12 protein-coding genes are annotated in these 20,548 nt (G+C 49.4%); 6 read left to right on the forward strand and 6 right to left on the reverse strand.

Annotated features, from left to right (window positions below; all coding sequences use genetic code 11):
• Nucleotides 1-39 precede the first annotated feature (39 nt).
• The 5 genes from ACOIT5_RS05215 to ACOIT5_RS05235 all read right to left on the reverse strand — a co-directional run bounded on the left by ACOIT5_RS05215 (nucleotide 40) and on the right by ACOIT5_RS05235 (nucleotide 7,287).
• Entirely contained in the window at nucleotides 40-1,110 is a 1,071-nt protein-coding gene (locus ACOIT5_RS05215; RefSeq protein ID WP_423129407.1) for a substrate-binding domain-containing protein, read from the reverse strand.
• Nucleotides 1,111-1,116: 6 nt separating this feature from the next.
• A complete protein-coding gene (locus tag ACOIT5_RS05220; RefSeq protein WP_423129408.1) occupies nucleotides 1,117-1,992 on the reverse strand; it encodes an ROK family protein in 876 nt (291 codons plus the stop codon).
• Between the two features lie 37 nt (nucleotides 1,993-2,029).
• Entirely contained in the window at nucleotides 2,030-4,270 is a 2,241-nt protein-coding gene (locus ACOIT5_RS05225) for a GH92 family glycosyl hydrolase (protein WP_423129409.1), read from the reverse strand.
• Between the two features lie 87 nt (nucleotides 4,271-4,357).
• Nucleotides 4,358-5,815 (reverse strand): alpha-L-fucosidase, encoded by a 1,458-nt coding sequence (locus tag ACOIT5_RS05230; RefSeq protein ID WP_423129410.1) that lies wholly within the window; start codon nucleotides 5,813-5,815, stop codon nucleotides 4,358-4,360.
• Between the two features lie 35 nt (nucleotides 5,816-5,850).
• A complete protein-coding gene (locus tag ACOIT5_RS05235; protein WP_423129411.1) occupies nucleotides 5,851-7,287 on the reverse strand; it encodes an alpha-L-fucosidase in 1,437 nt (478 codons plus the stop codon).
• A gap of 239 nt (nucleotides 7,288-7,526) precedes the next feature.
• Between ACOIT5_RS05235 and nagB the strand changes: the two genes are divergently transcribed.
• The 6 genes from nagB to ACOIT5_RS05265 all read left to right on the forward strand — a co-directional run bounded on the left by nagB (nucleotide 7,527) and on the right by ACOIT5_RS05265 (nucleotide 17,948).
• Nucleotides 7,527-9,473, forward strand: a complete 1,947-nt coding sequence (nagB, locus tag ACOIT5_RS05240) for a glucosamine-6-phosphate deaminase (protein ID WP_423129412.1) — start codon at nucleotides 7,527-7,529, stop codon at nucleotides 9,471-9,473.
• A 94-nt stretch (nucleotides 9,474-9,567) separates the two neighbouring features.
• Nucleotides 9,568-12,138 carry a transglutaminase domain-containing protein gene (locus tag ACOIT5_RS05245; protein ID WP_423129413.1) on the forward strand — a complete coding sequence of 857 codons (2,571 nt, stop codon included), beginning with the start codon at nucleotides 9,568-9,570 and terminating at the stop codon, nucleotides 12,136-12,138.
• A gap of 59 nt (nucleotides 12,139-12,197) precedes the next feature.
• Nucleotides 12,198-13,625, forward strand: coding sequence for a glycoside hydrolase family 125 protein (locus tag ACOIT5_RS05250; RefSeq protein ID WP_423129414.1), 1,428 nt, complete (start codon nucleotides 12,198-12,200; stop codon nucleotides 13,623-13,625).
• 41 nt (nucleotides 13,626-13,666) lie between these two features.
• A complete protein-coding gene (locus ACOIT5_RS05255; RefSeq protein WP_423129415.1) occupies nucleotides 13,667-16,312 on the forward strand; it encodes a glycoside hydrolase family 2 protein in 2,646 nt (881 codons plus the stop codon).
• 172 nt (nucleotides 16,313-16,484) lie between these two features.
• Entirely contained in the window at nucleotides 16,485-17,381 is an 897-nt protein-coding gene (locus tag ACOIT5_RS05260) for a M48 family metallopeptidase (RefSeq protein ID WP_423129416.1), read from the forward strand.
• Between the two features lie 48 nt (nucleotides 17,382-17,429).
• Nucleotides 17,430-17,948: a hypothetical protein gene (locus ACOIT5_RS05265; RefSeq protein ID WP_423129417.1), complete on the forward strand. Its 519-nt coding sequence runs from the start codon at nucleotides 17,430-17,432 to the stop codon at nucleotides 17,946-17,948.
• A gap of 429 nt (nucleotides 17,949-18,377) precedes the next feature.
• Here ACOIT5_RS05265 and scpA read toward each other — a convergent pair whose 3' ends face one another.
• The gene (scpA, locus tag ACOIT5_RS05270) at nucleotides 18,378-20,531 is read right to left on the reverse strand and encodes a methylmalonyl-CoA mutase (RefSeq protein ID WP_423129418.1); all 2,154 of its coding nucleotides are present in this window, start codon (nucleotides 20,529-20,531) and stop codon (nucleotides 18,378-18,380) included.
• Nucleotides 20,532-20,548 lie beyond the last annotated feature (17 nt).

Genomic DNA, 20,548 nt, shown 5'->3' on the forward strand with positions numbered 1-20,548 from the left:
GAGCAGATTAAGCCTGATGCAAAATTCATAACAGCAAAGTCAATGCAAACCGGAGTATAAATACGACTTAATATTTTCCCGGGTAATGACTTCCAGCGGGAACAAATCAGTCACCGGAGGTTGCTTTTTAAACAATAAATAATTTACCAGGTAGCTGATGCCTAAAAAAGCCTGTTTCCGCGGACTTTGGTTGATCAGATAATTGATCACCCCGTCGTACATGTAATGAATGTTATCTTTCAACAAGTCGTAACCCACCAGGATAAGGTCTTTCTTCCCGTATTTGTCCAGCACGGCAGCAGTCAGGTAAGAACCTTTTGAAGTAGAAACAAAAATCCCCGACAACTGATCACGGTCCAGGACGGTCAGCAATTCCCGGTCAAATTCCGATCCGTTGGCATTTCCAAAATCATAACTGCTGATTGTAAAACCATCCAGCTTATTATCCAGGAAATAATCGCAAAAACCCCGTTCTTTTTCTTTCAGGTGAACGGCATTGTGGATATCCTCATAAACATGCAACACGCCAACCTGCCCGGACTGGCCCAATTTGGTCGCCAGCATTTCGGCCCCTACACGTCCGCTCTGATACAAATCCTGCCCGATAAAACTGATCGGTTCGGCTTCGGGAATATTCGTATTAAAAAGAATATACGGGATCTTCTTTTCTTTCAGTATGCTGAAAAAAGCGATTGACTCCCGGTGGAAGATCGGTGCGATCAACAGACTGTCCGGATCGAATTCCAGCGCTTTTTCCGAGGCCTCGCGAAATGAAGACTTTTCGTACTGGTTGAAGTAAAACATTTCAATACGGACATGATATTGTCCCCATTCCTCTTTGGCTTTAAGGATTCCTGAACCGGATTGGTTCCAGTAATCGTCCAGTACCGGATCGGGAATTACGGCTGCAATTTTATAGATTTTATTTGAACCTAAGGTACTGGCTATCAGATTCGGTTTATATCCTGTTTTGTCAAGCGCATCCACGACCTTTTGAAGGGCTTTCTCCGATATCTTTCCGCGTTTATGCAGAACACGGTCAACCGTGGCAACCGAAACGCCTGCCATTTCAGCAATATCCTTAATTCTGACATTCTTAAATTCAGCCATGCCGTTTTATCTCAGATTTTCCTCTTTTTCGTACCGGTTCTTAAACAAGGCGGCAGCTCCGATCACCGACATTTTCGACATCGTGCTCCTTTCAATGACCAGGTTTTCCAGGGCCTTTTTATAGGGAAAGGTATGAACGGTTTTCCACATGGATTTTTCCCAGAGGTCAAACGATTTACTTACCGATCCGCCAATAATGACCGCCTGGGGAGCCAATACAAACAGCATGGTTTTAATCAGATTCCCGACATGGGTCCCCAGTTCTTCAAACATCCGAAGGCTTTTTGCATCGCCTTCAAGCGCCGCTTTCCAGGCTTTATCGCCTTTTGTGTCGTGAAAAACTTTGAAGAACTTCCCGCTGCAATAGGTTTCAAAATCATGCTCCAGGTAAGGTAAGCCGCCAAACTCTCCGGCACAGGCCACCTGGCCTGAATACAGGTAATTATCGATGATAATTCCCCCGCCAACGCCTGTTCCCAGGCTTAAGCCAATCAGGTTTGAATAGGACCGGCCTTCGCCGTACATTTTTACGCCGATGGCAAAACAATTGGCATCGTTGGTGATATACACCGGCATGTTAAAATGATTACTCAGGGACTCTTTCAAATGAACTTCTTTCCAGGAAGGAATATTGTTGACCGAGAAAATGATTCCCTTTTCCTCATCAATCAATCCCGGAGCGCCAACCCCGATTCCAATGGCTTCGTCAAAACAGGGAAGACTTTCAATCCCCTCAATAATGTGCTGAACCACTTCCTCCTGCGTTCCTTCGGCGGGCGTATTCAATTTGATACTGTCAACAATTTCGCCATTGGCAATCATGCCAATGCTGATCTTTGTTCCGCCTATGTCAATTCCTACAATTTTACTATCAGACAACATCAGCCTATAAATTTTAAATTCTTTTATTTTGTTTTCATCATGGTCGTTCCGAAGTCATTTCAAGCGTCAGTTCTCCTCCGTCCATCAGATCGCTGTATGCGATAAAGTTCTTCGTATACGCTTTCCCGTTTAAGGTTTTCGATTTGATGTATTTATTCTCCTGACTGTTATTCAATGCTTTTATCGTGAATGTTTTCCCTTCAGGCAGGTTGATAACCGCTTCATCCAAAACCGGGCTGCCGAAAACAAACTCGCCGTTTGCCGGGTGGACCTGGTAGAATCCCATAGCCGACAACACGTACCAGGCCGACATTTGCCCGACATCTTCGTTGCCGATCAAACCTTCGGGAGCCGTGGTATAAAATTCGGTCATGATCTTACGTATAAGATCAGCGGTTTTTGCCGGTTCGTCCAGCAAGGTGTAAAAGTAAGCGATATGATGGCTGGGCTCATTTCCATGAGCATACTGACCGATCAACCCCGTAATATCGTTTGAGGCATGTTCGCCCATATCCCCTTCAGCCGAAAAGAATTCATCCAGTTTTTCAAGCGTTTTTTCACGCCCGCCAAGCATATCCACCAATCCGTTAACATCCTGCGGAACCAGCCAGGTATACTGCCAGGAATTTCCTTCGCAGAAATCATCGTCACGATGCCGCGAAACGAACGGATCAAAAGGTGTGCGCCATTCATTCTGGCCAATCCGCCCGCGCATAAAACCAACTGAAGCATCAAAATAATTCCGGTAGTTTTTTCCGCGCAATTCAAAGTATTGGAAATCATCCTCTTTGCCCAAATCTTTCGCCATCAGGGCAATACTTGCGTCGCTCACCGCGTATTCCAGGCCTTTGGCGACCGATTCAACATCGGTACCGGCGGGGATATAACCCAGTTCTTTCACGTAATTTATTCCGCGGCCGTCGCCCATCGCCGTGGTTTTAACAGCATGGTAGGCCCGCTCCGCATCAAATCCTTTAAACCCTTTGCGATAGGCATCCACGATCACCGGCACAGCGCTGTAGCCAACCATGCAGTAGGTTTCGTTACCCATGAGGTGCCACACCGGAAGTTCTCCCTGCTGATCAAAGATATTCAGCATGGTATTTACCAGATCGTTTACCCGCTCCGGTTGCACCAGGGTGAACATGGGATGCGCCGCCCGGTATGTATCCCACAACGAAAGCGTGGTGTAGTTTACAAACGATTTGTCGTTATGCACCTGCCCGTCGCTTCCCCGGTAATCGCCATTCACATCCTGAAAAACCGAAGGTGCAATAAAGGTATGATAAAGCGCGGTGTAAAATTTGGTCAATACCTCCGGATCAGCGCTTGATACGATCACTTTGGCGAGTTCGTTGTTCCATTGGGCGTCGGCATCGGCTACCACTTGTTCAAAATCCCAGTGTGCGATCTCGTGCTGCAGATTTTCAAGGGCGTTTTCGCTGCTCACCGGAGAAATGCCAACTTTAACGCGGATCTGCCCGTCAGTCAATTGCCCAAAATCAAGATCAGCCATTAACCGGACAGCGCTCAGCTCGTGTCCTTCTTTTTCAGTCAGCCCGTCGTATAATTTCACCGACTTGACCGGCTGCGAAAAAACAGCGGCAAAATATATACGCTGATCTTTGGCCCAGCCTTTTGACAGCCGGTAACCGGTAACCAGGGTATCGTTAACCAGCCGGAGGTTCCCTTCAACAGGCGCATCCCAACCGGTTCCACGATCTAAGTTGACCAGGATGTGGGCATCACCTTGGGCCTGGTAGGTATACTGATGAAAACCGGTGCGTTGGGTGCTTGTCATTTCTGCTTTCACCTGATAGCGGTCGATTTGAACAGCGTAGTAACCCGGTTTTACCGTTTCATCATCGTGATTGTAAAAAGCGATATAACCCTCTTCCGGCTTTTCGGGCGAACCAAGAGATACTTTGTAATCTCCCGAGACCGGCATAAACAGAATATCTCCCAGATCGCCGATTCCGGTTCCGCTCAGGTGGGTGTGCGCAAAACCAATCAGGGTCGAATCGGAATAATGATAGCCCGAACACCAGTCCCAGCCCTGTGTAATGTTGGTGGGGCCCAGCTGTACCGCGCCAAACGGAACATTCGCACCCAAAAACACATGTCCGTGAAAGCCCGTCCCGATATACGGATCTACATATTTTGTCAGTTCAGGAAAACCGGCTTCCCTGTCAGAATCTGTTTTGGGAGAACAGGCCGTTATGACTGTTGAAAACATTAAGACACCACAGAACCCGATCAAACACTTTAAATTTCTCATAATAAAATAGTTGCAAACATTAATTGGTTATAGGTCGGGCAAAGATACACTTTTATTTTCAGAATGTGCTCGCGCACATCGATTTGTTTAATACAGGCTGACCGTTGAAATCAACGGACAAGCTTTGGCGTCGGTAATGCGAATTCTTACTTTGGAGGCGTTCACCGGATCAAGCTGAAGAATGCGTTTGTAGCCGATGGTGGTTCCCGAAGCAACTTCTTTCCAATCTCCGTCTTCCCTGACTTCCACCGTAAATGCTTTTACACGCTGTCCCAGCCTGATGTATTCTTCCAGCTGAACATACTGAATCAGCTTTGGTTCGCCCAGGTCGATCTCCAGGCTTCCGCTTGTTGTGCCGTCGTTGGTTGCCCAATAAGTCTCCGGATTCCCGTCGGTGACCCGTTGTCCGGCGTAATCAACTGATTTCCCCCTTACTTCCGACGCTTCTACCTGAGCGCCGGCAGCCAGGTCGACGGCAAATGCCTGGTCGAGCATGGTTTTCCATTCGCGTAATGCAGCCACATCGTTTTCGTGGAACAACCCGCGCTTGTCGGGCGGAATATTGAGCAACAGGGTCGATCCGCGACCAACCGATTCCAAATAAATCCGGAAAAGCTTCTCCGGGCTTTTCACCTGATCGTCTTCCGATTGATGATAAAACCAGCCCGGACGAATGGAGGTATCCACCTCGCCCGGAACCCAGCTGGTTCCGTTTTCAGAACCGGTGTTCAGCAGTTTCTCAATCCCCGACTTCCCCGCGTATAAGGTATCCACCGAAATCGTATTCCAGTTGGTTTCGTTCATATAACCCTGTTCGTTTCCGCACCAGCGGATATCGGGTCCGGCATCGCTGAAAAACAACACTTCCGGCTGCATCGAACGAACCATCTCCAGGGTAGCCGGCCAGTCGTAATAGCTGGCGCGGTCAATTCTCCGCATCTCATTGGCCCCGCCGTAATAGCCGTCGCCTCCGTTGGCCCCGTCAAACCACATCTCAAAAACGGGCCCGTAGTTGGTAAATAATTCTTTCAGCTGATTCCGGTAGTACTCCACATAGGATGCCTCGCCATAATCGGCACGGTTCCTGTCCCAGGGCGAAAGATAAACACCGAATTTCAGCCCGTATTTTTTGCAGGCATCCGAAACGGCTTTCACCATGTCGCCCTGCCCTTCGAGAAAAGGACTTTTTGAGATGTTATGCTCGCTGTATGCCGTGGGCCAAAGACAAAAGCCATCGTGATGTTTACAGGTGAGAATCACTCCTTTGAACCCGGTTTCCTTCAATACCGAGATCCATTGTTCCACATCAAATTCAGATGGATTAAACAGTTCGGGCGACTCGTCGCCAAAGCCCCACTCTTTATCGGTAAAGGTGTTGATGGTAAAATGAATAAAGGCATTCAACTCCATTTGATGCCAATTCAACTGGCGTTCATCCGGCACCGGGCCAACCGCTTCGGGAGCCGCAACTTTCGCCGGCCGGCAAGCAAAGGCCACAACCAATATGAAAAAAACAGTCACATAATTTAAGGGGATTCTGCTCATGATGAGTTGATTTAAAGTTAATCACTGAAAGACAACTATTCCTGTTTAAACATAAACGTCAAGGCCGGATATTCCTTGTGTTTTTGACGGAATGATTTAGGCACCGAAACAACAACCTGATTGCCCGATAAGCGCCACTTCACCGATTGCCCGGTTGCCGGCATGATGATTTCGGAGCCTTTGAACGGTAAATTTCCGCCCCAGCCGATGGTTTCCGGAACCGGATGGCCTTCCGCCAAACGGGCCAGGGCATACGTTTCTCCCTGTTTCCCTTTGGTGAAAAAAACTTCGCCGTCGCGGTAAAATCCGGTTGTGCGCGTATTATAAATTGACTGTCCGTTCGCCTCCATCCACTCGCCCACACCGGCCAGGCGCCGAATGACCTCTTCATCTAATGTACCGTCGGGTTTCGGACCAACGCCGAGCAGTAAACTTCCGCCTTTCGCCACAATTTCGATTAAGTCGTGCACCACCTTTGCCGGTGTTTTATAGTTCTCGCCCGGCACAAAACCCCAGTTATTCCCCAGCGTGATACAACTTTCCCAGGGGTAGGGCAATTGTTTTTCGGGAATACTGCGTTCGGGAGTCTGATAATTTTCATACGGCCCGTGAACAGTCCGGTCAACGATGAGCAAGCCGGGTTGCGCTTTACGCGCCATCGACGCAATTTCGGGCAAGTCGATTTTTTGGTCCCAGTCGGGTATCGGGGCACCCCACGACAACACTTCTTCATTCACCGTTTCGCGCGGGCGTACCCAGCCGCCATCCAGCCAAAGAATGTCCACTTTGCCGTAATCATGCATCAACTCGCTGATCTGATTATAGGTAAACCGTTTAAACTGCTCCCAGCGCTCCGGGAACTTCCGGATATCATAATTCACATTCCGGTTTGGCGTGGCATATTTATCCCACCAAAAATATGGTGAATGCCAGTCGGGCTTCGAGAAATAAACCCCGATCATGAAACCTTGTTCCCTGAAAGCATCAAATACAAATTTAGCGACGTTGGCTTTCGGATGGCCGGCAAACGGCCCGTTAGTAATTTTAAAGTCGGTTTGCCGCGTATCAAACAGGTTGAACCCATCATGGTGTTTGGTGGTAAATACCAGGTATTTCATACCGGCTTTTGCCGCAGCTCCAGCCCATTGCTCCGGATTAAAATCAACCGGATTGAACTCATCCTTCAGCCCCCAATACCAGGTTTTATACTCGTGATAAGTCATGCTGTCGGGCCGGTTAATCCAGTCCTCCGAACACAATTCCCAGGATTCAATTACACCCGGGACGGCATAAAGCCCCCAGTGGATAATCATCCCGAATTTCAGGTCCTGCCATTGGTCCAGTTTCGCCAGAACCTGCCCATCTGTTGGCCATTCATATTTGCCCGATTGAGGATGAACCCCCAATTCCTGCGACATAGCCGGCCATAAACCCGCAATCATCCATGCACAAACGACAATTAATTTCTTCATTTCCTGCTCATTTAATTAGCACTGATTATAAATCAAATCCACGCCAACCGACTCAATAATATTCAGCCGGTGCCGGCAAGATAGCAAAAAATGTGGTCGTACACGCGCGAAAATGTTAATTTTGTGTGTGCGGACACATTTTTTGAGGAATTCGCAGGTCTTTTGAAGAAAATATCTTTAGTTTTGGCAAAAACTCCATAATAACTCATTCCGGACAACGGGATTTAACACAATGAAATATGGTCAATACACTTAATTACATTGAAAAAACAATTGAGAAACTTCCGATCCATATTTTGGAAGACCAGCAGCAGGGTGCAAAAATAATTGCAGAGATAATTGCCGGTGTAATAAAAGAAAAGCAAGCCAACGGTGAAATGGCTGTTTTAGGATTGGCAACCGGATCTTCTCCGGTAAAAATATACCGGGAGCTTGTGCGGCTTCACCAGGAAGAAAACCTAAGTTTCCGGAATGTGATTACATTTAACCTGGATGAATACTACCCGATGAAAGCTGACAGCGAAAAAAGCTACGTGTATTTCATGTACAAGCATTTGTTCAGCCACATTGATATAAAACCCGAAAACATCCATATCCCCGACGGAACATTGAAGATCGAAGAAGTGGCCGCTTTCTGCGCCGCTTATGAAAATAAGATTAAACAAGCCGGCGGAATCGACATTCAGCTTCTCGGAATCGGACGTTCGGGCCACATCGGCTTCAACGAACCGGGTTCCACCGCGAACTCCACCACCCGCCTGGTCAAACTGGATTCGGTGACCATTAGCGACGCGATAAAAGATTTCGGAAGCGAGGAAGCTGTTCCGCACCGCGCCATCACGATGGGTATCGATACCATCCTGAGCGCTAAAAAAATCGTACTAGCGGGCTGGGGAAAAGCAAAATCCCCCATCCTGAAAAAAATGACCGAAGGACCGGTAACGCCCGATGTGCCGGCCTCATTCCTGCAATTGCACGAAGACGTCGACGTGTATGTGGATGAAGCTGCCATAACCGAATTCACACGTACAAAAGCGCCCTGGCTGGTTGGCATCTGCGACTGGACGCCGAAGATGGTGAAACGCGCTGTCATCTGGCTGAGCCAAAAATTAGACAAGCCCATTCTGAAACTGACCGACGACGATTATAAAAACCAAGGCTTGCGCGACTTGCTGGCTCATGTGGGCGGCGCTTACGACCTGAACATCAAAGTATTTGGACAAATACGCGACACCATTACCGGCTGGCCGGGCGGCAAACCCGGCTCAACCGAGAAAACCCGTCCGGAACGCCCTGAACCCGAGGTGAAACGCTCGCTTATTTTTAGCCCTCACCCCGACGACGACGTGATCTCAATGGGAGGCACGCTGCTCCGGCTGGCCGACCAGGGACACGATGTGCATGTGGCTTACCAAACTTCGGGCAATATTGCCGTGTTTGACGATGATGCCATCCGTTTCTCTCAATTCGCCGTTGATCTCCTGGAAAACCAACAGGCCCCAAATACCGAATTATACCAGGCACATCAGGATCTGCTGACATTTTTGAAATACAAAAAACCGGGCGAGATCGACACGCCTTTTGTGAAAGCCGTTAAAGGGCTTATCAGGCGGGGTGAAGCCGCAGCTGCCTGCCGCTTTTGCAACGTGAAAGATGAAAATGTCCACTTCCTGAACCTCCCGTTTTACGAAACCGGCCAGGTAGAAAAAGGTCCTGTTTCGGACGAGGACGTCAATTTGGTGATTAAGCTGTTGCGTCAGGTTCAGCCTCACCAGATCTTTGCCGCCGGCGACTTGCAAGACCCGCACGGAACGCACGAAGTTTGCCTTCAGATTATATTTAAAGCCATCCGGGCTATCCGGGCCGAAGGCGATGCCTGGCTGAACGACTGCTATGTGTGGTTGTACCGTGGCGCCTGGCAGGAGTGGGACGTGGAAGATATTGAAATGGCCGTGCCGATCAGCCCGGCTGAATTGATGCGAAAACGGAAAGCAATCTTCAAACATCAGTCCCAAAAAGACTTTCCGGTATTCCCGGGTGAAGATAAACGTGAATTCTGGCAACGCGCCGAAGAAAGAAACCGTACAACAGCATTGATTTACGACCGGCTCGGTTTGGCCGAATACGAAGCCATCGAAGCCTTTGTCCGTTATCCGTTCGACGATGAAGAATCATTTTTGAAGTAAGCTCAATATGACAAAGTTATTCCTTTACTCCGTTTTTTTTCTGACCGTTATTTCCTGTACGTCTGAACCTTCTCTCATTCAAAACAGGGAACGTTTGGCAAACATACAGGAAATGCTCGCCGTCCAAAAACAGCTGACGGCTAACAGCACCATTAACCTTTGGAGTATTTTCGACCATACTTTGTCCGGCGACGAAAAACAGGCGATGGAGTTTTTATATGCCTACATGCCGTTGAGTGATCTGGCCGATTATCCGGCCGAATTTTTCCTCGCGAATGTACGTTCCAGCCTGAAGGCACGGGAAGAACTGAGCTGGGGGAAATCCGTCCCGGAAGATCTTTTCCTGCACTTTGTCCTGCCTGTCCGCATCAATAACGAAAACCTGGATGCTTTCCGCATTGTTTTGTACGACGAGCTGAAAGCACGCGTGCAGGATCTGGATATTGAAAAAGCGGCGCTGGAAGTCAACCACTGGTGTCACGAAAAAGTGGTTTACCGCGGAACCGATTCGCGCACCAGCGCCCCCCTGAGTACCGTGCGAAAAGCTTTTGGCCGCTGCGGCGAAGAATCGACATTTACCGTGTCGGCTCTGCGTGCCGTGGGAATCCCGGCCCGACAGGTTTACACGCCGCGCTGGGCCCATTCAGACGACAACCATGCCTGGGTTGAGGTTTGGGTGAATGGCACGTGGAAGTTCCTGGGCGCCTGCGAACCCGATCCGCACCTGAACATGGGATGGTTTACCGAACCCGCCCGGCGGACCTTACTGGTGCATACCCGGGCTTACGGTAATTATCTGGGTGATGAGGAAGCGCTCGTTTCGGAAGAACGTTTCTCCGAATTAAACCTGACATCCAATTACGCACCGGTCAAAAAAATTTATACTGAAGTACGGGCCGAAGACGATTCTCCCGTCAACGGCGCCAAAGTGGAGTTTCAATTGTATAATTATGCCGATTTTTACCCCATCGCCACGCAATACACCAACGAACAGGGGCAAACGGCTATCTCACTCGGCCTTGGCGAAATAATCGTCTGGGCCAGTCAGGACGACCGGTTTGCCTTCAAAAAGATATCGGTATCCGAAACCGATACGGTCAGGCTCACCCTGGGAAATCCGTCAATGGACGGAAACTATCTGGAGTTCGACTTTGTACCTCCGCACCTGATCAAAGATACCTTAACCGTCACCCCCGCCGAAAAAGAACTGAACGAGCGCCGCCTGGCCAAAGAAGATTCAATCCGGGGCTGCTACACAGCCACATTTAAAACCGACAGCTGGAGCAAAAATCTGGCAAAAGAACTTCGGCTGGATGAAAACCAAATCATTCATGCCATTCAAAACAGTTACGGAAACTGGGAAGAACTGGAAAAATACCTGCGGACAAATGCTGCTGAGAAATGGGCCTTACCTTTGTTGAAGGGCATTTCTGCCAAAGATTTCAGCGACACAAAAGCATCGGTTCTAAGCTCGCACCTGCGGACAACCAAAAATGAAGGCAGGTATCCCGAAACTGTTTTCACAGATTATGTGCTGGCCCCGCGTATCAAGAATGAAATGTTACTGGGCTGGAGGCCATTTCTCCAAGAGGCTTTTGCTTCCCAAAAAGAACAGTTCCGGAACGATCCGCAAGCCTTGACCCGGTGGATCATGGAGCACATAAAAACCGATGATCTGGCCAACCTTCACTCGCGGGCGCCGATAAGCCCGGAAGCCGTATATAAACTGCGCGTATCCGATACCAACTCGCGCGAAATTTTCTTTGTGGCTGTTTGCCGGTCCCTGGGTATTCCGGCACGGCTGAACCCGGCCACCCGCGAACCCGAATATTATGCCGGGGGTGAATGGTACCGGGCAGCTTTCAGCGAGAAAACCACGGCTGCTCCCGAAACCGGCAAGCTCGTCCTGAAAAACGGCAACAACACGATTGATCCCCAATACGAAATTCATTTCTCCATCGGGAAACGTGTTGGCGGCAATTACCGGCAACTGGAATATCCGTTTGCAAAAAACATCAACGAGTTTGAACCATTGACATTGGAAACCGGCGATTATTGCCTGATTACCGGAAACCGGCTGGAAGACGGCTCTGTACTTAGCTCGGTTGAATTTTTCGCGGTGGAAGCCGGCAACACCAAACAGGTAACGGTAAACCTGCGGCAATCGTCGCAGGCGCCGGAGCTCCTCGCCCGAATCGACCTGTCGGCGCTGTACCTGGTAACAACCGGGGGAGGCGATGCGGTAAGTCTTTCTGATCTGGCAAAAGGTAAAAACATCGTACTGGCCTTGCTCGACCCGGATAAAGAACCATCAAAACATATTTTAAACGACCTGGCCGACTACATCGACCATTTTGAGGCATGGCAGGGGCAGTTCCTGTTTATGGCAGCCGAAGACCGGCCCCAGCTTAACCGGGTGCTCGCCTCATATAAATTGCCCGCCAACCGGATCAGCGGATTCGACCGGGACAACATGCTGCTGAAAGCCCTGGCTGAAGCCTTTGGCGACGACGTCAGGAACAAACTCCCTCTGGTGATTTTAAGCAACTCCGGGGGCCAGGTAGTGATGTTTTCATCCGGTTATAAAATCGGCATCGGTGAACAACTTTTAAAAATCATTCCGGCATTAAACGCTATTCCGGAAGATGCCTGCTGCCGCCCGTGACCGTTCAAGTAAATTTGGTTTATTTGCAGTTATTAACTGAAGCCTGATAATCCTGTAACATGATGGAAAGAAGAGATTTTTTGAAATACAACTCGTTAGCAGCAGCCGGTCTGATGACCGGATCGTTGTGGAATACCGCCTGTGCCGCTTCCGGTTTTGAAAGCAAACGCCCGCCTGTCGGACAACGGAATTTTACCAGTAAAGCGGTGGAAGCAACTATTGCCAAAGTAAAAACAGCGATCGCCAACCCGGAACTGGCCTGGATGTTCGAAAACTGTTTCCCGAACACACTTGATACCACGGTCGATTTTTCGGTCGAAAACGGTATCCCGGATACTTTTGTGATTACCGGCGACATACACGCCATGTGGCTGCGCGACTCCACCGCGCAGGTTTGGCCTTACCTGCCGCTGGTAAAAGAAGATGACGAGCTGAACACGCTTTTCCTGGGCGTGCTGAACCGCCAGGCCAGGTGCATTTTAATTGATCCGTATGCCAACGCATTTAACAAAGAAGCCAGCGGCAGCGAATGGGAATCGGACAACACCCTGATGATCCCGGAGTTACACGAACGAAAATGGGAAATCGACTCGCTGTGCTACCCGGTCCGCTTACTTTATCACTACTGGAAAACAAGCGGGAATAAAGCTTGTTTTACCGACGAATGGCATAACGCGTTCCGTTCGGTGATCGACACGTTTAAAAAGCAACAGCGCAAAGAGAACAAGGGCGACTATTCGTTTACGCGGGAAACGCACAAACCAACCGATTCGCTCTGCTGCAACGGGTTTGGCAATCCTGTTAAGCCGGTGGGCCTGATCGTTTCGTCTTTCCGACCCTCCGACGATGCTACCATCCTGCCCTTCCTGATCCCGTCCAATTACTTTGCCGTAACCTCACTCCGGCAAATGGCCGAAATAGCTGCCGAAATTTATACCGACAACATGTTGGCTGAAGAGGCAATTAAGCTGGCCGACGAGGTTGCCGAATCCATTCGCCAGTACGCCATTGCCGAACGTCCGGGATTTGGCCAGGTGCTGGCCTTTGAACTAGACGGTTTTGGAAACCGGTTGTTTATGGACGACGCCAATATTCCCAGCTTACTGGCCCTGCCCTACCTGGGAGCCCTCGAAACCGAAGATCATCTCTATCAAAATACGCGTAAACTGATTTTAAGCGATGCCAACCCCTGGTTTTTTAAAGGGAAAGCCGGTGAAGGGATCGGCGGACCTCATGTCGGCTCCGAAATGATCTGGCCGATGAGTATCATCATGCGGGCCATGACATCGACCAACGACGATGAAATCAGAGATTGCCTGAAAACCCTGATGAAAACGCATGCCGGGACCGGTTTTATGCACGAAACCTTTCATAAAGACGATGCTGAGAACTTCACCCGGAGCTGGTTTGCCTGGGCCAATACGTTGTTTGGCGAATTGATCCTTCATTTATACCAAAACAAACCCGAATTGCTGAAGAATATCTGACAAACCGGTATTCAATTCATATTAAACTGAAATAAAAACAGATGAAGACATTCAGACTAAAAAGACGGGCAATTACCTTGCTCCTCGTCCTGATGATCTCACCGTTTGCATGGGGTGGATCGGTGATTGAATTAAACGCCAACTGGCTTTGCGCTCCCGTAAAAAAAGTAAAAGCCGCGGGTGAAGAAATCTCAGGGGCCTCGTTTAACCTGAAAAGCTGGCAAGCAGCTGTGGTCCCCGGAACGGTGCTGACAAACATGCTGGAGCACGGCGAAGCGCCCGACCCTTTTTACGGCATGAACAACGAAAAAATCAAAGATATCTACGAAACCGGACCCGAACATTACACCTACTGGTTTGTCAACAATTTTCAACAAAAAGCCCAAAGCGGCGAACAGGTATGGCTGCACTTCCGCGGCGTAAACTACAGCTGCGATGTTTTTTTGAACGGGAAGAAAATCAACCGGAAAAGACATTACGGCATGTTTCTGCGGCAAACCTATAACATTACCGACCAACTGGCCGCCAACGGAAAAAACCGCCTGGCGGTGATTGTTTACCCGGTTGACCCGGTCGGCAACCCTAATGGCGGACAAGGCGGCGACGGGGTCATTGCCCGCAATGTATCGCACCAGTACGTGGCCGGCTGGGACTGGATCCAGCCCATTCGCGACCGCAATACGGGCATCTGGGACAAGGTAAGCCTTGAAACCACCAGGGCGGTAAACCTGCAAAACCCGCATGTGGTCACCCGCGTTCCCGGCAAGCGTTTTCCCGAGGGCAGACAGGAAGCGGCAAAAATCGAAACCTCTGCAGAGCTGGTCAACCCAACTGCCCGGGCCCTGAGCGGAAAACTGCTGGTTGAAATTGACGGGAAAACGGTTGAAACAGCCGTTTCGCTGCCTGCCAATTCCACCACCGAAGTTAAACTGCCCGGACTGATCGTCGAAAATCCCCGGCTGTGGTGGCCAAGCGGTTACGGAGAACAAAACCTGTACAAGCTGGCGATGAAAGTTTTTATTGACGGACAATTGTCGGATGAAGAAGAAATAACCGTGGGTATCCGCGAAATTCAGCGCGAATGGAACAACCATACCCGCAGTATGCAGGTGTTGGTCAACGGTCAAAAAATATTCATTAAAGGCGGAAACTGGATTATCTCGGATGCCATGCTGCGCTTTTCGCCCGAACGCTACGATGCCGAAATCAGGTACCACCGCGACATGAACCTGAACCTGATCCGGATTTGGGGAGGCGCCCTAGCCGAACGTCCTGAATTTTACGATGCCTGCAACAAATACGGCTTGCTGGTTATCCAGGATTTCTGGATGTCGGGCGATTGCAACGGGCGTTGGGTCGACCCGATGAAGAAAGAAGACCAGTGGACGCGCCGCCGTTACCCCGACGACCACAAGCTGTTCATCGAGTCGGCTGCCGACATGGTGAAGATGATCCGCAACCACCCCTCGCTGGCCATCTGGTGCGGCGGCAACGAGATTACCCCTCCCGAGAATATCCTGACCGCCCTGCGCGATTCGCTCTTACCTAAAATCGACGGTACCCGCTGGTTTATCGATTACTCGAACTCCGACAGCATGTCGTATAACTTTATTGGAGGCAACGGCGACGGCCCTTACGGCATTCAGCCCGATTCGGTGTTCTGGCAATACCGCACCTGGCCCTTCAACTCCGAAGTTGGCTCGGTAGGCGTGGGCGACGCCGTTTCGTTAAAACGCTTCCTGCCTGCCGAAAACCAGGTCGTTCCTGTCGAGAAAAAAGGTTCCGAGGCGGTTTCCGATCCGGTATGGACTTATCACAAGTACATCGGCTACGGAAAGTCGATTGACGCCTACGGCGCCGCTGCCGATATGGAAGATTTTGCCCGCAAAGCCCAGTTGGTGAACTATAACCAGTACCGCGCCCTCATCGAAGGTTTTAGCTCGCACATGTGGGACTGGTACACCGGAACCATCATCTGGAAAACCCAAAACCCCTGGACGGCTTTGCGCGGACAGATGTACGATTACTACCTCGACCCCAATGCCTGCCTGTATGGCCTGCGCACCGGCAGCCAGATGCTGCACGCCATGTGTAACCCGGTTACCAAAATGGTGACTGTGGTCAACAACGGTTTCGAGCCGGTGAACGACCTGATGCTGGTTGCCAAAGCTTACGATATGGAAGGAAATGAACAACCTGTTACCCAGGTATTTGTTTACATTGGCCCAACCGACACCAAAAAGATTATGTCGGTAGCCGGTAACCTGAAGCGGGTTGGCGGCGACGAAAAAGGCTCTTTCCTGTTATTGCAACTAAAAAACCTGAAACAGGAAGTGATTTCCGAAAACCTGTACTGGTTTCCCAATCAGGAAGGAAATTACAGCGGACTGCAACAGATGCCTGCTTCAAAATTACAGGTATCGGCAAAAAAAGCAGCCAATAACAAAGTTGTGGTGACGCTGAAGAACCCGGAAAATGCACCCATCGCTTTCTTCAACCGCCTCGCCGTGGTTGATGCCAAAACCGGCGAGCGGGTATTACCGCTGTTTGCAAACGATAACTATGTTTCGCTGACGCCGGGGGACGAGAAAACCATTGAACTCGAATGTCCGCAGGCGGCTTCGGAAAACTGGAAATTAAGCGTTGAAGGCTGGAATTTCAACACCCGGCTGTTCGATATCAATTGATCAATTATCCCGATCAATCAGGAAAGGAAAACTGCATCGCCCTTTTATCAAGGCGATGCAGTTTTTTTTCGGGCGACGGATAATTATTAAGTAAAATTGTTTACTTTGGGCAAAATTTAACACCAATTTGTCTGATCAATCTTTTTATATCAACCACTAAAATCCTGAACTTATGTATTCAAATCTCAACTATCAGGTAAACAGCAAAGAAAACGTGTATTTCTACATCCGTCTGTTTGCCAGTTTAGGCTTGTATTATTTGTTTGTCAAGTTAATCCTGGCGTCGTTCGAAGCCAGCGCCGAGCAAATGGCAACGGTTTATGTTGTTTATTTCTATTTGATCGTGATCCTGCTGTTTATGTTCTTCCGCTTTGGGATCCTGATCGGCCACTTAAAAGGCAATGCCGTTAAGCTATCGAAAAACCAGTTTCCCGACATCTACCAGGTGGCTGTAACGCAGACGGAACAGTTGGGCCTCAGGTCGGTGCCCGCCATCTACATTATGCAATCGGGCGGGGTGTTAAACGCTTTTGCTGCGCGGTTTCTGGGGCGTAACTACGTGGTACTTTATTCCGAAATTGTTGAAACCGCATATGAACAGGATAAAACAATCCTGGAATTTATCATCGGCCACGAGTTGGGCCACATCAAAAGACAACACATGCTCAAAAACCTGTTATTGATGCCTTCGTACCTGATCCCCTTCCTGGGCGCCGCTTATTCAAGGGCTTGCGAATACACCTGCGACAACATCGGTTACGCGCTCAGTCCGGCCGGGGTAAAAGGCGGTTTATTGCTGCTGGCATCGGGAAAAACCATCTACAAAAAAGTAAACCTGAAAGAATATTTAAAACAGGATGTTACGGAAGACGGATTCTGGAAATGGTTTGCCGAGAAAGTTTCCACCCACCCCAACCTGACGAAAAGGCTGGCTGTTTTTGCCAAAGCCAAACCATCGGTTCCCGGAAATACCTATTACAGGCCGGCAATCGCTGAAGAACCCGTTGCCGAACCTGCCCCGGAAGAGAAAAAAGAAGAAGATCACAGCCGGTATATGCCGCATTATTAAACGATTTTAAAAGAAATCAAATAATTTATTCAACCTATTAATGATTTTATGAGAATCTTGCATTTGATACATCGTGCCAGGCTTATGGCCTTTGTGGTCATCTTTACTCTTTGTTTTTCCTGCGATAAAGATGACGAAGAAGCGTTGTATAACGGAACCTGGGAAACCCAAATCGCATATCCCGGAACAGACCCTGTTCTGTTCCGGCACAAAATAGAACTTTATAATGCGGGCTACACCGAAAGTTTTCCGGTTCATTATGCTCAAGGCATTAGCCAATACAATATATGGCAGGGAAAAGTGGCAGCAAACGGGAACACGCTTAGCTTTCTGGTTACCAACATGAAAGCCTATAACTACAATCCGGAAACAGGTGAAGTCCTTGATCTCATTTCCGAGGAAAAGCCATCCCTCCCTTATCGTCAGGCTTACGGAATTTTAAGCTGGGAGACCGTCCGGTACGATATAAACGACGGCAACCTGATGATTAAACTAGACCGAAACGAGGATGGTGATTATGACGACCTCAATGAATCGTTAACTTACACACCGTCCGCAAAAAACTGAAACTCCCCCGGGCTTCGGGAGAATAAAAAAACAGATCCGGAAACAAGTTCGACACGACTCTTTGAGAAAAGGTTAGGCGATGTATCTAGCAGAACACGCTTATTTCGTTCCATCACGATGAATGAAATTTTTTATATAGTAGAAAAATTATTCCCGCCTATATGAAATTTTATTTTCTTTTAGAAGAAAATTTAACGGCACCTATACGGAAATTTTGTGCGATCAGAAAGGAAATTCTGTTGCATTAAATCACTCTAAAAATTTCTTCGCACTGCCGGGATAACGAACTCATGCTGGCACAAAGCGTCATTCGGCTGCGTCGAATTCCGATTCGCCGGTTAAAAACCGGCGCACCCGAAAAAAAAGCCACTCCCTTTCGGAAATGGCTTTCTATCTTTTGTTTTTCGGCTAATTACTTTCTACCCGAAACTATTCCTCATGCGCGGCAATCAAAATCTCGAGGATTTTTTTACCGGCAGCGGCGACGCTCGAACCTGGTCCGAAGATGGCTACTACGCCTGCATCGTACAGGAATTGGTAGTCCTGGGCAGGAATTACACCACCGGCAATCACCATGACGTCTTCGCGGCCAAGTTTTTTCAATTCTTCGATTACCGCCGGAACCAGCGTTTTATGACCTGCCGCCAGCGAAGAAACACCCAACACGTGCACGTCGTTTTCAACAGCCTGCTTAGCGGCTTCTTCAGGGGTTTGGAACAACGGTCCCATGTCCACGTCGAAACCAAGGTCGGCATAACCGGTTGCTACTACTTTGGCGCCGCGGTCGTGCCCGTCCTGACCCATCTTGGCGATCATGATCCTGGGTTGACGGCCTTCCAGTTCGGCAAATTTCTTTGCCAGCTCCTGTGCTTCCCGGAAGGTTTTATCGTGTTTACTTTCTGCTGAGTACACTCCTGAAATGGTTCTGATTACTGCTTTGTAACGTCCGCAAACTTTTTCGCAAGCGTCGGAAATTTCACCTAATGAAGCACGTTTTTGTGCCGCTTTTATAGAGAGGTCGAGCAGGTTGCCTTCGCCGGTTTCGGCGCATTTGGTGATGGCAGCCAGGGCTTCCTGAACGTCAGCTTCGTTACGTCCGGAACGCAGTTTCTTCAGGCGTTCGATCTGTGACAAACGGACGGCCGTGTTGTCGATTTCCAAAATATCGATCGGATCTTCTTTTTCGAGCCGGTATTTGTTTACCCCGACAATGGTTTGCACGCCGCTGTCGATGCGTCCCTGGGCACGAGCCGCCGCTTCTTCAATACGCATTTTCGGCACGCCGGTTTCGATGGCTTTGGCCATACCGCCCAGTTTTTCAACCTCTTCAATCAGGGCCCAGGCTTTGGTATACAATTCTTTGGTCAACGCTTCAACATAGTACGAACCGGCCCAAGGGTCGGCGCCGCGACAAATCTCGGTTTCCTGCTGAATATACAATTGCGTATTACGGGCGATACGGGCAGAGAAGTCGGTTGGCAGCGCAATCGCCTCATCCAGCGCGTTGGTGTGCAACGATTGGGTGTGACCCAGCGCCGAAGCCATCGCCTCGATCGCTGTACGGCCTACGTTGTTGAACGGATCTTGCTCGGTGAGCGACCAACCCGACGTTTGCGAGTGTGTACGCAAGGCCATCGATTTGGGGTTTTTCGGGTTGAACTGTTTCACCAGTTTGGCCCAAATCATCCGTGCAGCGCGCATTTTCGCGATTTCCATGAAGTGGTTCATCCCGATGGCCCAGAAGAACGACAAACGCGGAGCGAAAGCGTCGATGTCCATCCCGGCATTGACGCCGGCGCGGAGGTATTCCAACCCGTCGGCCAGCGTGTAAGCCATTTCAATGTCGGCTGTAGCGCCGGCTTCCTGCATGTGGTATCCGGAGATCGAAATCGAATTAAACTTGGGCATGTTCTTCGATGTGTATTCAAAGATATCGGCGATGATTTTCATCGAAAATTCAGGTGGGTAGATATAGGTATTACGCACCATAAATTCTTTCAGAATATCGTTCTGGATGGTCCCTGAAAGTTGTTCCAGGGTGGCGCCTTGTTCCAATCCGGTTACGATATAAAACGCCAATACCGGCAATACCGCGCCGTTCATGGTCATCGATACCGACATTTTATCCAGCGGAATCTGGTCGAACAGGATTTTCATATCCAGGATGGAGTCGATGGCCACACCGGCTTTACCCACATCGCCCACTACACGCGGGTGGTCGGAGTCGTAACCACGGTGCGTTGCCAGGTCAAAAGCCACGGAAAGCCCTTTCTGACCGGCAGCCAGGTTACGGCGGTAAAACGCGTTCGACTCTTCGGCGGTTGAGAAACCGGCATACTGACGGATTGTCCAGGGTTGCATGGCGTACATGGCCGAGTAAGGTCCGCGAAGGAATGGCGGCAAGCCGGCAGCATAATTCAAATGCTCCATGCCTTCCAAATCTTCTTTGGTGTAAACCGGTTTCACCGGGATTTGCTCCGGGGTGACCCAGTTCTTCTCAATTTTGTTTTCAGCGGCCCAGGCAGCAGCATCCGCTTTTACCTGTCCCTTTTTGATGTTTATGTCTTTGAAATTTGGTTTCATACGTTAAAGATTTTAGA

Origin of the sequence: Gaoshiqia hydrogeniformans (assembly GCF_049347105.1) — a bacterium.
In the GTDB taxonomy this organism is placed as follows: Bacteria; Bacteroidota; Bacteroidia; order Bacteroidales; family Prolixibacteraceae; genus Gaoshiqia; species Gaoshiqia hydrogeniformans.

Bases quoted from the DNA above. Each gene is read 5' to 3' on its own strand.
- ACOIT5_RS05250 (WP_423129414.1), top strand. From the start codon at position 12,198: ATGATGGAAAGAAGAGATTTTTTGAAATACAACTCGTTAGCAGCAGCC.
- ACOIT5_RS05225 (WP_423129409.1), bottom strand. From the start codon at position 4,270: ATGAGAAATTTAAAGTGTTTGATCGGGTTCTGTGGTGTCTTAATGTTT.
- ACOIT5_RS05215 (WP_423129407.1), bottom strand. From the start codon at position 1,110: ATGGCTGAATTTAAGAATGTCAGAATTAAGGATATTGCTGAAATGGCA.
- scpA (WP_423129418.1), bottom strand. From the start codon at position 20,531: ATGAAACCAAATTTCAAAGACATAAACATCAAAAAGGGACAGGTAAAA.
- ACOIT5_RS05265 (WP_423129417.1), top strand. From the start codon at position 17,430: ATGAGAATCTTGCATTTGATACATCGTGCCAGGCTTATGGCCTTTGTG.
- ACOIT5_RS05260 (WP_423129416.1), top strand. From the start codon at position 16,485: ATGTATTCAAATCTCAACTATCAGGTAAACAGCAAAGAAAACGTGTAT.
- nagB (WP_423129412.1), top strand. From the start codon at position 7,527: ATGGTCAATACACTTAATTACATTGAAAAAACAATTGAGAAACTTCCG.
- ACOIT5_RS05255 (WP_423129415.1), top strand. From the start codon at position 13,667: ATGAAGACATTCAGACTAAAAAGACGGGCAATTACCTTGCTCCTCGTC.
- ACOIT5_RS05235 (WP_423129411.1), bottom strand. From the start codon at position 7,287: ATGAAGAAATTAATTGTCGTTTGTGCATGGATGATTGCGGGTTTATGG.
- ACOIT5_RS05230 (WP_423129410.1), bottom strand. From the start codon at position 5,815: ATGAGCAGAATCCCCTTAAATTATGTGACTGTTTTTTTCATATTGGTT.
- ACOIT5_RS05220 (WP_423129408.1), bottom strand. From the start codon at position 1,992: ATGTTGTCTGATAGTAAAATTGTAGGAATTGACATAGGCGGAACAAAG.